Here is a 13,749-nt window from a genome sequence, read left to right on the forward strand (position 1 = left end):
CGGTTACACCTATATTGCTGTAAAGCTTTAAACGGCTCACTACATCTAGTTTTTTCAAGAAAGTTTCGCGATGCGCATTCCAGCCAATACCAGCAGACCAATAAGGACTCCAAGGATCATTTTTACCAAAAGAGGATGAACCATCTAAACGATACGAAGCGTCGAATAGATAACGTGAGGCATAAGAATAGTTAACAGATCCGGTTGCGTTTACACTTCGGAAAGCAGAACTGGATGCACTTGGCATTCCATTGAGTTCATACCCATAGGCAAATCTTAAAACAGGATCTGTTTGTGTAGGGAATCCCTGAGCAACAAAATTTTCGAAACTGGAATAGTTATGGCTAAACTGCCCTCTTAAATTGGCTGTAACTGAATGTTTACCTCCAAATACATTACCGTAGGTTAATAAGGCGTTTGTACTATAGCTAAAGTTATTAGATTTGCTATTGGAATATTTACCACGCAGAACAGGTGCTAACGCCGCATAATCTGTATGATCGGGTGAGGTAAATATATCAAGTTCGGAAACACCTTTCGATATGGAGAAACCTCCGTTCAACCTAAATTTCGGAAGGATATCATATTGTACTGATAAATTGTTTGTTAAATTCATTCCCGTTCCTTCGTTTTTAAAAGGCAATGAAGCGTTGTAAAGTGGATTTGGAACCGTTATCGCTTTAGTGGTAAAAACTGTTGAAAAAGTTGTTGCGTTATCTAAACTGGGATTAGTGGTATTTTTCTCATAATAAGGGTTCGCATTTACAAAATTAGAAAAGTTACCATAAGGAGATTCTGTACTATTATTTCCGTTTATAGAGAATGAGTTGTTAATGTTGACCTTCGATTTTCGATAGTTCAAATTGATGTTACTTCCCCATGTATTACGGGTAGAACCTTTCATTACCCCAGGATTAATTTTATAATTGAAACTCACCCCGTAGCGGAAAGCCTCATCGCCACCACTTGCATTAATGGAATGGTTTTGGCTTACAATATTACGGAGCGGCTCAGATAACCAATAGGTGTCTACACCCCTTGCGATAGCAGCTTTGTGCACATTGTATACCGAATCTAAGGTAAGCTGTTGTTTAACATCATCAATATTATATCTTCCAGAAAGTTTTTCAAATTCCAATTTCTCTGCAGCATTCATCATATTATAAACGGTGAGATCAGGTCCTTCAACCCTTAAATCACTGTTATATGAAAAGCGCAATTTACCCGGTACCGGTTTAATGGTTTCTATTACGATTACACCATTAGCTGCTTTTGACCCATACAAAGCTGTGGAAGCCGCATCCTTAAGAATAATTACGGAGGCCACGCGGTTCATGTCCAAATCGATAATCGTACTCAAAGTGGTTTCAAAACCATCTAGAATAAAGAGTGGCTGGTTTGGATCGGTACCAAATTGATCTTTTAACGAAAGCTCAGAAACGGTGGTTTTACCCCGAAGTTCAAGTGTAGGCAGCACATTGGGGTTAGAACCTTTTAATTCATTATCAAGTACAATAAAAGAGGGGTCTAAAGCCTTCAAACTCGCAATGATATTATTGTTTCCGATTGCCTTTAGCTCCGCACCGGTAAAGGTAGCAGTTGCACCCGTAAAACTTTCTTTGTTCCTGTTTATACCAGTACCTGTAACCACTACCTGGTCTAGCCTTTCAACAGATGATTTAAGTTGTACATTTAAAATATTCTTATCTGGAACCCGTAATGTTTTTGATTCTAAGCCGATAAAAGAAAAAATAAGTTCGTCTGCATTATCGTTGATCGAAATCGCATATTTCCCATCCTTATCTGTCCTTACAATTAAACCTGTCTTCTTGCTCCTGATGGTAACACCAGGTAAAGGACCACCGTTCTCGTCGGTTACAGTACCTGTAATTACACGCAGCAGATTTGCAAAGCCATAGTTTTGTGCCGGTTTAGCTTTTACTATAATGGTTTTATTCTCAATTTCATATAAAAGTGGCTGGTTCTCGAAAGCTTTATTCAATGCTTCAATTAATGGAACATTCGTCAGGTTTAAGTTTACCGGCGCTACATTTTCCAGCATGCGGTCGCTATAAATAAAATCATAACCGGTTTGCTTACGGATTTCTTTAAATATGGCCACCAATTTGACATTCTTCTCCTTCAGGGTAACGTTCTGGGCATAAGTGCCTGCGCTTACCTGCAAAAATGTAGCTGTTAATAACACAATGATTAGTTTCATTACGAGCAAAATTTGGGCAATACGAGCTGGTGGCCTGTATAGCCTTTTAAAGTAAAAATTCATACATTTGAATGAGTTTAATACGAGTATGCCGATTGTCTAGTTAGGAATTGGGCATGCTCAGGGTTTCATTAATAATTGTTTTGCAATTCCCGATTTATTCGGGTCTGATGAATAGCATTAAACCATAGCCAAGAGTGGTTGCACACTCTTGGCTTATTTTTTAAGCTATGCTTTTGTAAAAGTTAAGGAAAAGCTTTCATTACGGTTGGTTTGGTTAGTAAATTAATCGGTTAGTTTGGTTTGTTGATATTTTTATTATTGGTTATTCTTTACTTTGATTTTTGATCCGCTGATTTCGAATTCGATTTCCCCGGTTGATTCTAAATTTTTAAGGATTTCTTTGATATTTTTCGACCTTGACATCTGACCGCTAAAGGTCAATCCAGCATTTACATCTTTTTCATAAACTACGTCTACATTATACCATCGGCCTACCCTGTTCATGATCTGCTTTAAACTCTCCTGCTGAAATATAAAATCCCCGTTTTTCCAATCCATCACTGCCTCTACGTCTTTCTCTACCACATTTATTCCTTTCTCAGTTAATATGGCCTGCTCTCCCGGTTTAATCTTAACTTCAGCCTTTACTCCATTTTTAGCATAATCAGAGGTTACGATTACGCTTCCCTCTAGTAAGGTTGTTTTAATCGCACCCTCATCTTCATAGCTATTAATATTAAAATGTGTACCCAGCACTTTTACTTCCTGTCCTTCATTGATAACCTTAAATGGATGTATTTTATCTTTGGTTACTTCAAAATAGGCCTCTCCTTTTAGTTCAACTTTACGATCTTCCATAGAGGCAAATGACAATGGGAATTTTAATGAGGAAGCTGCATTAAGCCAAACTTTGGTACCATCAGGCAGGATAATCTGGTATTGCCCACCCCTTGGGGTCTCCACTAAATTATAGGAGACTAACTTGGCTGTTTTTTCTACATCATTCAATACCTTATACAACAATTGGCCATCAGCCGATTTTGTAATCTGAATTCCAGCCTGTTTCAACAAAGCACCATTCCCTACCTCATTTAAATTAACTTTTTTTCCATCGGCCAAAGTCAGGATTGCATTATTTTTGCCAGGTAGAATAACAGCCTGCTGATGCTGATCTTCCATTTTTGTTTTAATCGCGAAAAAATAAACGCTGAAGCCAGCAACAATTAAAAGAACGGCGGCAGATAAATATTTCCATAATGGAAACACGCGGATATTTTTTTGTTGATCATCAACCTTATTGATGAGTGACTGGTATATTTCGTTTTGAACAGCTACTTTCTCACCCATAAGATTAGCATCCCATGTTGTATGTCTTTGAAGAAGTAAGTCATAAACTTCATCAAAAGCTTTTATTTCCTCTTCACTGGCAGTTCCCTCCTGGCATTTCCTTGCCAATTCTTTAAATTCACTATCAGTTATTATGTTTTTCATATAGGTATGTCTAAATGAAAAGCCCTAACCCCTAAAAGAATTTAAAAAAAAATTAAAATGAAGGGCTTAAGCGGTTTTAAACGGGGATGAAGCTGGAATATAGGATGCTCCTTTATGTAGATATTTTGCTTATACGCCTTTGACGTGGCCTGTATTTTAGGTTTCGCGTTTTAAAAAGTATGGTGGAACGAAAACATCACCAACAGAAAAAGTACTTCTCCCATCACTGCCCGTAAATGTTTTAATGCGATCGACATCTGGGCTTCGACAGTTTTTACGCTGATGCCCATTCTCTCGGCAATTTCTTTATTACTCAAAAATTCCTTTCTACTGAACAGAAAAACCTCCTGACAGCGCTTTGGGAGTGAAGCAATCCCTTTTTCGAGCAATTTTTCGACATCTTGTTTATTCAGGTTATCTTTCTGTAAGGCAAAGCCAGCCAATTTTTCCAATTCGCCATCTTCGATAAATACCTTCCGGTTATTTGCCGACTTTATATAAGTGAGTACTTTATAGCGGACAGCGGTAAACAGGTAAGATTTTAGTGAATCAATTTTCACTTCATCTCTTCTGATCCATAATTGCAATAGAACATCTTGCACAATATCCTTACACGGTTCGGGATCTTTTAATACACTAAATGCTGCAAGGTATAGTTGTTCCCAATAGTTGTTATATATCAGTTGAAGGCCTCTTCTATCATCTGTCTTTAATAAAGAAATTAACTCTTCATCTGCTAATATTACTTGGGTAAACATTTTCTCTTTTGCATAAGGATTATATAAATTTATAAAAAAAACCGACACCATACAATAAATTGAAAAACCGATAGCCTTATTCAATTACCCAAAAATCTTTCTTTAAGACTTTATTCTCAGACGAATTTTCGACCAAAGACTACATTTTATCTTCTCCCGGTATTAATGTTACCCTTTCAAAACGGCGCAAAACAGATCCGTAAGTGCTAAGGCTACTCAACAGGTCTTTTAGGTAAAGCTGTATCACCTCATCTCTTTTACTTTTCCTGCATTTTTTAGGCTTACCGAAACCCTCATTTATCACCATTTTGTATTTTGCCATATCGGTGCTTAATCCGTTAAATTCAAAAAAGATATAACTCAGTTATCTCATCGAATTAGCTAGGGTTTTAATGCTCTAAAAATAATGGTCTCTCCTCCCTTTGCCTTTAAATCAAATGAGAGAACAGTTGACGAATCTACCTTCATTTTCCTGATCTGGATTTTTGTGGCTGTTTGGAGTGAAGCATCATCAGTATAAATAGTAGCCTCGTACTTTGTCTTTTTTTCTAAAAAATTAAGCGGTAAAGTGAAGTTCCTCGATTTGTCGGTCATTGTACCCAGATACCAATCGTTTCCATTTTTTCTGGCCATAGTTCCATATTGATCAGGTATTTCATCTATTACAGAAGCTGCTGATCCTGCCCCTCCTTTAGCTCTCGGCGAATCGGCAGGACGGTCGTACCAATAAACGAATTGCCATGGGCTATATAAACAGATTGCTTTGGCCATTTGCGATGCATGTGAGCCCATTTGATCTACCCTTGGTGCGAAATAACAATTTGTAGCATCAGCAGCGCCAGCCAGCATCCTAGTAAACATGGTGCTTAATGCCTGTTTGCTGTCAGGGCTTTCTTCATCGCCACGCACGCCCTCCTGGGTCATTAAATTAGGATAGGTTCTTGAATATCCAGTTGGGCGATAATCATCATGGATATCCAGCATCAGTTTATGATCTCCTGCTTTTCTTATGGCCTGGTGCAACCAGGTAATATTCTGCTGCGAATTTACATTCACAAAGCCATATTTCAATCCTGCCACCCCCCACGATTTATATAATGGAAGGATAGTATCGATCTGTTTTGTTAATGCCCTTTGATTCACATAGAGGATCACACCAACGCCTTTACTTTTTCCATAAGCAATGATTTCCTGAAGATCCAATGGGCCTGGAGACCTTGAGGCATCTACGTTTACGGCTAGTGCACTGGCTGCATTATCATACTCATGGCCATACCAGCCTGCATCGAATTCTATGTACTGGAGATGATGTTTGGCAGCAAAATCAATAGAAGCCTTACCACCAACCGTTGTTAAAGTTACCTCGCGGATTACCTTTCCAGGTTTTATCCAAGATACATCTTTCAATGGCGTGGGTTTATTCAAGTTTAATATGAAATAGTTATTCTCCAATAGCTCCCCGGCTGATTCTGCGATCATCACGTAGCGCCACGGCGTTGAAAAACTACTGTTAAAAACCGATTTTCCTCTCAGCGCAGCCGTTATCAATAAGCTGTCTTTTGGGGACCGGTCAAATTTCATCTGAGCAAAATTGGTTAAGGCAGCTTCGCCAAGCGCCACCAAGCAGTTTGGATTAACTTCGATTACATAAGGCCGCTCAGAACCATTCGGTGTTTTACTCACAGTCCCTTTAATATAACTTGCCTGCGATTCCCTTGCAATCCAGGACGGATGGTCCTGAGTAAACCGGAAACCTGTAAGCTCACGGCTAATGGTTACTTGCTTCTTCGTATCTATATTATATTGAAAGGCTACACCTTCATTGTATACTCGAAAATCCATCGAAAAAGAACGAAAGGGCTTTGTGTTCTCTTTAAACTGGACGGTTATTCCTCTGTAGTGGTCAGCATATATATTCTTCTCTCCATAAACTGGTTTCCAGGTACCTTTTACCAATTTTTGTCTAACCGAAACAATTTCCAGACCACCTGACAAAGGATCTCCTCCTTCAAATTCAAGCCCAAGAGGTGATGCAGCGATTACAACATTCCCCTTAAACATAACCGTATAATTTAACGCAGATTTATTCTGCATTTCTGTACTGAGGGTTAGGACTATTTTATTGTCGGGACTCGACATCTTAACTTCTTTTGCCTGTACAAACTGGCTAAGGGCTATAAAAAAAAGTATTACAAGAAACTTATTCATTGTTTATTTTGTCAGTGCTATAGTATAAATATTTGATCTGTATTCGCGGACCAACAGCGAAATTGAAGCCTCAATGTCTCATGCTTGCTTATTCAAACAGCGGAATTTTCTGATTGATTGGGATGATCTTCATTACAATAATGATATTTGGTCGGCTCAATGATAACAAATCTGCAGATAATTTTGATAAAAATGCGATAAATAAAAATCAACCGATACCCTTAAACTTGGTTGGGGCTTTCTTAAATACCCTTGAATTAATAATGTATCATGTTACTGAAATTTGATTTTCTCCGTTTCATTCTATAAATTGAGGCGGAATCTTATCCAAGCTCCATTAACCGTTATGAAAAGATATCTTTTTATTGTCCTYTTAGCAATCTCTTTTTCTGTACAGGCACAGTCTAATACCGCCAATTACAAATACATCATTGTGCCCGAGAAATTTAGTTTTCTCAAACAGATTAATCAATATGGTTTAAATACACTAACAAAAGCTTTTTTTGAGGAGAAAGGTTTTACTGTGTATTTTGATAATTCGGAAATACCAGAAGAAATTGCAACAGATAGATGCAAGGCCCTGGTGGTAGAAGTGCAGGAAAACAATAGTATGTTCGTTACCAATCTTACTCTTTTACTTAAAGATTGTAAGGGTGCTATAGTGATAAAAAGCAAGGCAGGTAAAAGCAGAGAGAAAGAATATGAAACTTCTTACAATATGGCATTGAAAGATGCATTTACATCCTTTAACGATTTTAAGTATGTAGCAGGCAGCCCAACAGCGGTTACCAGTCCAACACCTGCCCCTGCAAATGTGGCGCCTAAAACAGCATCTGCGCCAGTTAGTCAGCCGATTGCCGTTAAAACAGAGCAACAAGAGGGGCTATTGTATGCGCAGCCTATAAGCAATGGTTACCAACTGATAGATGCAAGCCCTAAAATTGTAATGACCTTACTCAAAACCTCTGTAGAGGACTGTTACATTTCCAGCAGTGGAACCGGGAATGGCATAGTTTTAAAAAAGAATGGAACCTGGTTCTTCGAGTACTACAAAAACAATGTTCTYGTTTCTGAAAAACTATCGATTAAATTTTAGCCATTATAGTGAAACCCAACGGGCAGATGCTTCACATTCTGCCCATTTAAACCCAAGTTCTGAGCTTGGCATTATTGATTTAGCACATCTTTCTGGATTATTGAGGTAGGTCAATTTTTTTCAGGCAGGTATTAACTCCGCCAGTCTATCTGTTTAGCGTATTACAGGCTCGTAGCTGGTTAACCAGCGCTAATTTTTCTTTTATTTTTCAACCTTACGGTCATTCTCATGGCCTCAATTTACTGGAACTTACCGCAAAAGATTTAACAGGCGTTTAAAGCAAATGTTCAGCTATTGTTAATTCTAAGCCAACAAGATTAAGATCGTGCATAGAATTAAGCGATAGGTATGGAAGTATTCGTAAAAATGAACTCTTTTTCGCCCGATTTTTAAACCCGTTCGTCGAGAATTAAGCTGTGTTGGTATAATTGAGGGTTTTCTACTGCAACGTTTTGGCCATCGTGGTGTCTTATCTACAAAACAATCACAAAATATTAATTAAAAATATAAATAACGGCATTATGAAAACCTCAATCAAAACCCTAACAAAATCAGTATTAGCAGCTATCGTTTTAACTTCTGCTATTTTCTCAACAAGTGTAATGGCAGGCGAGAAACAGCCAATCAAAATATCGGCACCTAAAAACATCAGCCAGGTTATTGTAAGTGGCAATGTAGAAATTACGTTGATACAAGGAGAAAAAGAAAGTGTGAGCTACAATGATGATAACACTGGTAAAGTAAAAGTGATCCAAGACGGATATGCACTAAAAATCAGTTCAGTAGATAGAAATACGGCTAAGATTACAGTTTATGTAAAAAATATTTCCAGAGTACAGGCTTCTGARAATGCCGTAGTAAAAACAGCTGGCAAATTGGATACTAAATATCTTCAGTTATTCTTAAAAGGAAATGCGGTTGCAGAAATCGATTCGGATACAGAAAGTTTATATACTGTAATTGAAGGCCGTGCAGATTTAAAATTAAGTGGCGCTACAGGAGAACATACTTTAGTAATGGGAAGCACACCAAAATTGAATCTAGATAGATTTGCAGCAATGAAAACACAAATGAGCTCACCAGTAACCGGTACAGAACAAACTGCCTCATTAGCAAAATAATAAATAAAAATTTWACATTCGAAGAGCGATGAAATCTATTCATCGCTCTTTTTTGTTTACACACCACTTACGCTTAAGCCGTAACCTCTTTTTTTGGCACCAGGCATTGTAATTAACCTAATAAGATGCAAACAGGCCAAATAGGAAAGGGCATTTTCTATTCTTGCTTTTTTGGTAAACTGATCATTTCCTTTAGATTTGCTAAATCGTTTTACTGTTATAGGCAGGATTAAAAAGATTTACATCATTAATGATACAGTCGGCAACTCGTCAGCGTTAAATATCGTTTTTGAAAAATGTTATGTTTGCCACACCTAATCGAAATTCTTGAAATGAAAAAATATACATATTGTTTATTGAGCGCAATATTTTTGCTAATAGCTTGTATCAATTTCGCACATGCACAAGCTAAAAAACAACCCGTAGACTATGTTAACCCATACATTGGTAACATTAGCCATTTACTTGTACCCACTTATCCTACTATTCATTTACCTAACAGCTTATTGCGGGTTTATCCGGAGCGTGATAATTTTACCAGTAATACTATAGATGGTTTGCCTGTTGTGGTTACCAGCCACCGGGGCAGCTCGGCCTTTAATTTGAGTCCCTTTCAGGGCGACCTCAAAAATGTGGGTAACGTAATTTCTTATGGCTACGACAATGAGGTGATTAAACCTTATTATTATGAGGTTGACCTCGATGATTTTGGGATAAATGTACAATTTGCGCCGTCGCACCAATCGGGGATATATGCGCTCAACTTTTCGCAAACAAATGCTCCGGCTTACCTGGTTTTAAACACCAGAAACGGAGCGCTGAAGGTGAGCCAAAATGTTGTAAGTGGTTTTCAGAAACTAGACAATAATACCAAGGTTTACCTCTACTTCGAAACTGATTTAACACCCCTTGAATCAGGCAAGCATCATGGAACTAAAATTGATTCCAGGGAACAGTCTGCTTCCGGCCGTGATGCTTATCTTGTTTTAAAATTTCCTGCTCAAACCAGGCAGATTAAAGCACGTTATGGCATATCATTTATCAGTGAAGAACAGGCAAAACAAAATCTCCGTCGAGAAATCAAGGATTATAACCTGAACCAGGTGGCGCAGACAGGAAAGAATATCTGGAATGCCACACTTGGAAAGATCATGGTAACAGGCACCGATGAAACAGCCAAAACCATATTTTACACATCCCTTTATCGCACTTACGAAAGAATGATCAGCTTATCTGAAGATGGAAAGTATTTTAGTGCCTTCGACGGAAAAGTGCACAATGATAATGGTATGCCATTTTTTACCGACGACTGGATTTGGGATACCTACCGGGCAACACATCCACTCCGTGTGATTATTGAGCCAAAAATGGAAGGCGATATGATTAATTCTTACCTGCGAATGGCACAACAGATGAAAGACCATTGGATGCCAACTTTTCCGGAGGTAACTGGTGATAGCCGGAGGATGAACAGCAATCATGGCGCGGCCACCGTAATTGATGCTTATAACAAGGGTTTGAGAAATTTTAATCTTGATGAAGCTTATCAGTATTRTAAAGCAGCCATTACCGAAAAAACCCTGGCCCCGTGGTCTTCAAAAAAAGCAGGTGTTTTAGATCAATTTTTTAAAGATAAGGGCTATTTCCCTGCTTTACCTGAAGGTGAAAAAGAAACCGCAGCAGAAGTCCATGGTTTTGAAAAACGCCAACCGATAGCCGTTACCCTGGGTACGGTTTATGATGAATGGTGCCTGGGCAATATTGCTCAGCAATTAGGTAAAACCGATGAAGCAAAATACTTTTTAGATAAAAGTAGCAGCTACCATACGGTGTTTAATCCGGACACCCGATTTTTTCATCCGAAAGATGTGGAAGGTAAATTTATTAAACCGCTGGATTACCGCTTTTCGGGCGGACTTGGTGCCAGAGAAACTTACGATGAAAACAATGGCTGGCTTTACCGATGGGATGTGTTGCACAACCTGGGCGATTTGGTAAATATGATTGGCGGCAAACAGGCTTTTGTTGACGAACTGGAGAAAATGTATAATACACCGCTTGGGAAAAGCAGATTTGATTTTTATTCGCAGTTGCCTGATCATACGGGTAATGTTGGGCAGTTTTCTATGGGTAATGAACCTGCCATGCACATTCCTTACTTATACAATTATGCGGGACAGCCCTGGCGCACGCAAAAAAGGGTAAGGAGTTTATTAAGTCAATGGTTCCGTAATGATTTAATGGGTATTCCTGGCGATGAAGATGGCGGTGGCCTTACTTCTTTTGTAGTATTTTCGCAGATGGGTTTTTACCCGATAACCCCAGGCTTGCCCATGTATGTAATTGGCAGCCCCACTTTTGCCAATGTAAAACTTGACCTGGGAAATGGCAAAAAGTTTGAGTTAAACTGTATAAACTATTCTCCTGAAAATAAATACATCCAATCGGCTAAACTGAACGGGCAAGTATGGAATAAATCGTGGTTTGCTCACGAGGATTTAATGAAAGGGGGCAAATTGGAGTTGGTAATGGGCAAACGTCCGAATAAACTATGGGCAGCGGATGAAGCGTCACTTCCCCCTTCATTTAAAATGCCTGCGAAATAAAATGACTGGAGATTTTGGGAGATTAATATTGTTTTCAGGTATTATCTCCCCAGCATACCATTAGTTATTGCTGGAACTAAATGATAGGTGATTTACACCCATCATGATAAAAAATGCTGTACCAATTCTTCCCACTCCTGGTCTAATGATAATTGTGGCCTTTTCTCTCCGGCTTTAGCATACCAATAATCGGCATTCCAAATATCGCCTTCTTTGCGGTGCAGGTAGGCGTGGATGCGGGCAGAGGCAACATCGCCTAAATGGTCGACCTGGTTATGGGCCGTATGCCAATCTCCTTTTGCATCATACCAGAGTGCGCGCAATTGAACTGATATGTTACTATCAGGCCTATCTTCTTTTAATGACATTCTAAATTCAGCTATATTCTTCATTAACTTCTGATTCTATTTTAACGATTATACAAAATAATCGTTAAACAGTATGATTGCCGCCTGATAAAAAAAATTATTTCGATTAATATTTTCGTTGCTTTCCACATCTTTTAATACCAACACAAAACGCTAGACCACAAATACCTATAGTTAATTACTCCTTTACGATATTTGTTTTAGCCGCCCAATTTTTGTACCCTGGCGCCTTAGCATAAAAACCATCACCTGAAAAACTTGTTGTAAAACTGGGCATCGTTATTAATAGCCCCTTTAAAAAAAGCAATTATGGATTCAGGAACTATTTTATACAGCAATTTAGAAGAGCTCTCAAAAAGTAGTTATCAATTAACAGACGGCGAGGCAGACATTAAAGGTTGGCCAGTAAGAAATGAAGCTGGCGATTCGGTTGGAAAGGTGCGCGACCTCCTATTTGATCCATCTGGCTCGCAAATTTAGGCGAAGATAAAAAAGAAGTTATTTTACCCGATATCCACCAGGATCAGTTTAGGGCAATGCCGAGATATATTATTGGTGAGGTTACCCCTGAATTGGAGAACCAGATCCGAAGCATAATTGGAAGTCCGGCGGCGTTGCGGATGGAAGATGAAATTGTAGAGATTGACCGTGCAAACTTTTATCGTCACCATCATTTCGATAAGAATAGTTTTCCGGAGCACAATCCCCGCAATCAGGATTCCGACCCGTTAATTTAATGGATACGTTAAATTTGTAAATGATGTATATGCCTCGCTAGTATAGTTTATATTCAAAAAACGAGGTTGTATCATAAGGCGATTTCACCTCAGATGATGTATGTTGTCCAAAGGACTCCTACGGAGAGCTTATCGCAACACCTTAAGACCCTTCGACAAGCTACCATTCACAGACTCCAATGGAATGATCGTCATCTCGACCGAAGCACTGCGGAGTGTTCCAAAGGAACTCCTTCGGAGGAGAGATCTTTGAACTATGTTATTGAAATCAAATTTAAAGATCTCTTCCCGAATCTTCGGGATCGAGATGACGATACTTCTAATCAGCTCACCTCTTTAAAATTCTTCTGTCATTAATATTGATTTTTATAAAATAAATTATTCCTATCAACAACAAATTCCAAAAGAAGGTCGTCATTGCGAGGAGGAACGACGAAGCAATCTTTCATGCTAGTGATCCTTTCGATAAAGATTGCTTCGTCGGCAAAAAAGCCTTCTCGCAATGACGATTTCCCATCGTTTATCGTCCTTAAAATACCATGTCGTTTATATTGATTTTATACAATAAATTAACCCTACCATTGACAGATCCCATAAGAAAGGTCGTCATTGCGAAGTATTAAAAGCATATACATAATCCTGTAGTGCTTGTGTTCTGATTAAAAAATCAATCCTAATTCCTATTTTTGAAAACCTATATTCCCATAACGGATAATATTCAATACTGCCTAAGCTCAATGATAACACGAAATTCTTTTTACCCAGCCATACGGAACTTAATATCTCTACTCCTTATCTTATTTTTTTCTGGCCATGTGTTTGCGCAGAAAGATAAGCCTGTAGATAAGGGGCAGGATGTATCTATTCTTTCAGATTCTGCTACATTGACCAAAGGCGATTATCTTGCGCACCTGGAAAAAGTATTTGAAACCGTAAATAAAGTTCCGGTTACCGTTGGCTCCTTTAAGAAACTTAAACCCATAGAAGCACATTTAACGCAGGATGAAGCTGCACTGGCATTGCTTAAAAGCAGGTTAACCCAAAGCGACAGATCCCCTAACCTGCAAAACCTGCAGATGGATCAAACCCTGCTGGAAGAACTACAGAGCAATAATAAAGATTGTTTGTCAGACCTTGATG

At 38.6% G+C, this 13,749-nt stretch carries 11 protein-coding genes and 1 pseudogene; 6 read left to right on the forward strand and 6 right to left on the reverse strand.

What is annotated here, in order from left to right:
- From AC1DPQ_RS12505 to AC1DPQ_RS12525, 5 genes are all read right to left on the reverse strand, one after another.
- On the reverse strand, window positions 1-2,221 hold a 2,221-nt coding region (locus AC1DPQ_RS12505), incomplete at its 3' end, for a SusC/RagA family TonB-linked outer membrane protein (protein WP_477609536.1).
- A gap of 318 nt (window positions 2,222-2,539) precedes the next feature.
- A complete protein-coding gene (locus tag AC1DPQ_RS12510; RefSeq protein ID WP_477579069.1) occupies window positions 2,540-3,715 on the reverse strand; it encodes a FecR family protein in 1,176 nt (391 codons plus the stop codon).
- 170 nt (window positions 3,716-3,885) lie between these two features.
- A complete protein-coding gene (locus AC1DPQ_RS12515) occupies window positions 3,886-4,473 on the reverse strand; it encodes an RNA polymerase sigma-70 factor (protein ID WP_477579071.1) in 588 nt (195 codons plus the stop codon).
- 139 nt (window positions 4,474-4,612) lie between these two features.
- Window positions 4,613-4,795 carry a fibronectin type III-like domain-contianing protein gene (locus AC1DPQ_RS12520; protein WP_477579073.1) on the reverse strand — a complete coding sequence of 61 codons (183 nt, stop codon included), beginning with the start codon at window positions 4,793-4,795 and terminating at the stop codon, window positions 4,613-4,615.
- A gap of 59 nt (window positions 4,796-4,854) precedes the next feature.
- Window positions 4,855-6,681 (reverse strand): glycoside hydrolase family 97 protein, encoded by a 1,827-nt coding sequence (locus AC1DPQ_RS12525; RefSeq protein ID WP_477609538.1) that lies wholly within the window; start codon window positions 6,679-6,681, stop codon window positions 4,855-4,857.
- Window positions 6,682-7,027: 346 nt separating this feature from the next.
- Between AC1DPQ_RS12525 and AC1DPQ_RS12530 the strand changes: the two genes are divergently transcribed.
- The 3 genes from AC1DPQ_RS12530 (at window position 7,028) to AC1DPQ_RS12540 (ending at window position 11,504) form a co-directional block, all read left to right on the forward strand.
- Window positions 7,028-7,777, forward strand: a complete 750-nt coding sequence (locus AC1DPQ_RS12530) for a hypothetical protein (protein ID WP_477579076.1) — start codon at window positions 7,028-7,030, stop codon at window positions 7,775-7,777.
- 521 nt (window positions 7,778-8,298) lie between these two features.
- Window positions 8,299-8,898 carry a GIN domain-containing protein gene (locus tag AC1DPQ_RS12535; protein ID WP_477609540.1) on the forward strand — a complete coding sequence of 200 codons (600 nt, stop codon included), beginning with the start codon at window positions 8,299-8,301 and terminating at the stop codon, window positions 8,896-8,898.
- Window positions 8,899-9,230: 332 nt separating this feature from the next.
- Window positions 9,231-11,504, forward strand: coding sequence for a GH92 family glycosyl hydrolase (locus AC1DPQ_RS12540; RefSeq protein WP_477609542.1), 2,274 nt, complete (start codon window positions 9,231-9,233; stop codon window positions 11,502-11,504).
- Between the two features lie 101 nt (window positions 11,505-11,605).
- On the opposite strand, the gene AC1DPQ_RS12545 is transcribed toward AC1DPQ_RS12540, so the two are convergent.
- A complete protein-coding gene (locus tag AC1DPQ_RS12545) occupies window positions 11,606-11,896 on the reverse strand; it encodes a hypothetical protein (RefSeq protein WP_477584676.1) in 291 nt (96 codons plus the stop codon).
- A 285-nt stretch (window positions 11,897-12,181) separates the two neighbouring features.
- On the opposite strand from AC1DPQ_RS12545, the gene AC1DPQ_RS12550 reads away from it, so the two are divergent.
- The 3 genes and pseudogenes from AC1DPQ_RS12550 to AC1DPQ_RS12560 all read left to right on the forward strand — a co-directional run.
- The gene (locus AC1DPQ_RS12550; RefSeq protein ID WP_477609544.1) at window positions 12,182-12,352 is read left to right on the forward strand and encodes a PRC-barrel domain-containing protein; all 171 of its coding nucleotides are present in this window, start codon (window positions 12,182-12,184) and stop codon (window positions 12,350-12,352) included.
- A gap of 56 nt (window positions 12,353-12,408) precedes the next feature.
- Complete coding sequence (locus AC1DPQ_RS12555) at window positions 12,409-12,609, forward strand: hypothetical protein (RefSeq protein ID WP_477609546.1); 201 nt, start codon at window positions 12,409-12,411, stop codon at window positions 12,607-12,609.
- A 737-nt stretch (window positions 12,610-13,346) separates the two neighbouring features.
- Window positions 13,347-13,749, forward strand: a pseudogene (locus AC1DPQ_RS12560) (hypothetical protein); the annotation flags it as partial.

This window comes from Pedobacter sp. 01T416_2 (assembly GCF_056398925.1).

Bases quoted from the DNA above. Each gene is read 5' to 3' on its own strand.
- AC1DPQ_RS12510 (WP_477579069.1), bottom strand. From the start codon at position 3,715: ATGAAAAACATAATAACTGATAGTGAATTTAAAGAATTGGCAAGGAAA.
- AC1DPQ_RS12515 (WP_477579071.1), bottom strand. From the start codon at position 4,473: ATGTTTACCCAAGTAATATTAGCAGATGAAGAGTTAATTTCTTTATTA.
- AC1DPQ_RS12520 (WP_477579073.1), bottom strand. From the start codon at position 4,795: ATGGCAAAATACAAAATGGTGATAAATGAGGGTTTCGGTAAGCCTAAA.
- AC1DPQ_RS12525 (WP_477609538.1), bottom strand. From the start codon at position 6,681: ATGAATAAGTTTCTTGTAATACTTTTTTTTATAGCCCTTAGCCAGTTT.
- AC1DPQ_RS12545 (WP_477584676.1), bottom strand. From the start codon at position 11,896: ATGAAGAATATAGCTGAATTTAGAATGTCATTAAAAGAAGATAGGCCT.
- AC1DPQ_RS12550 (WP_477609544.1), top strand. From the start codon at position 12,182: ATGGATTCAGGAACTATTTTATACAGCAATTTAGAAGAGCTCTCAAAA.
- AC1DPQ_RS12555 (WP_477609546.1), top strand. From the start codon at position 12,409: ATGCCGAGATATATTATTGGTGAGGTTACCCCTGAATTGGAGAACCAG.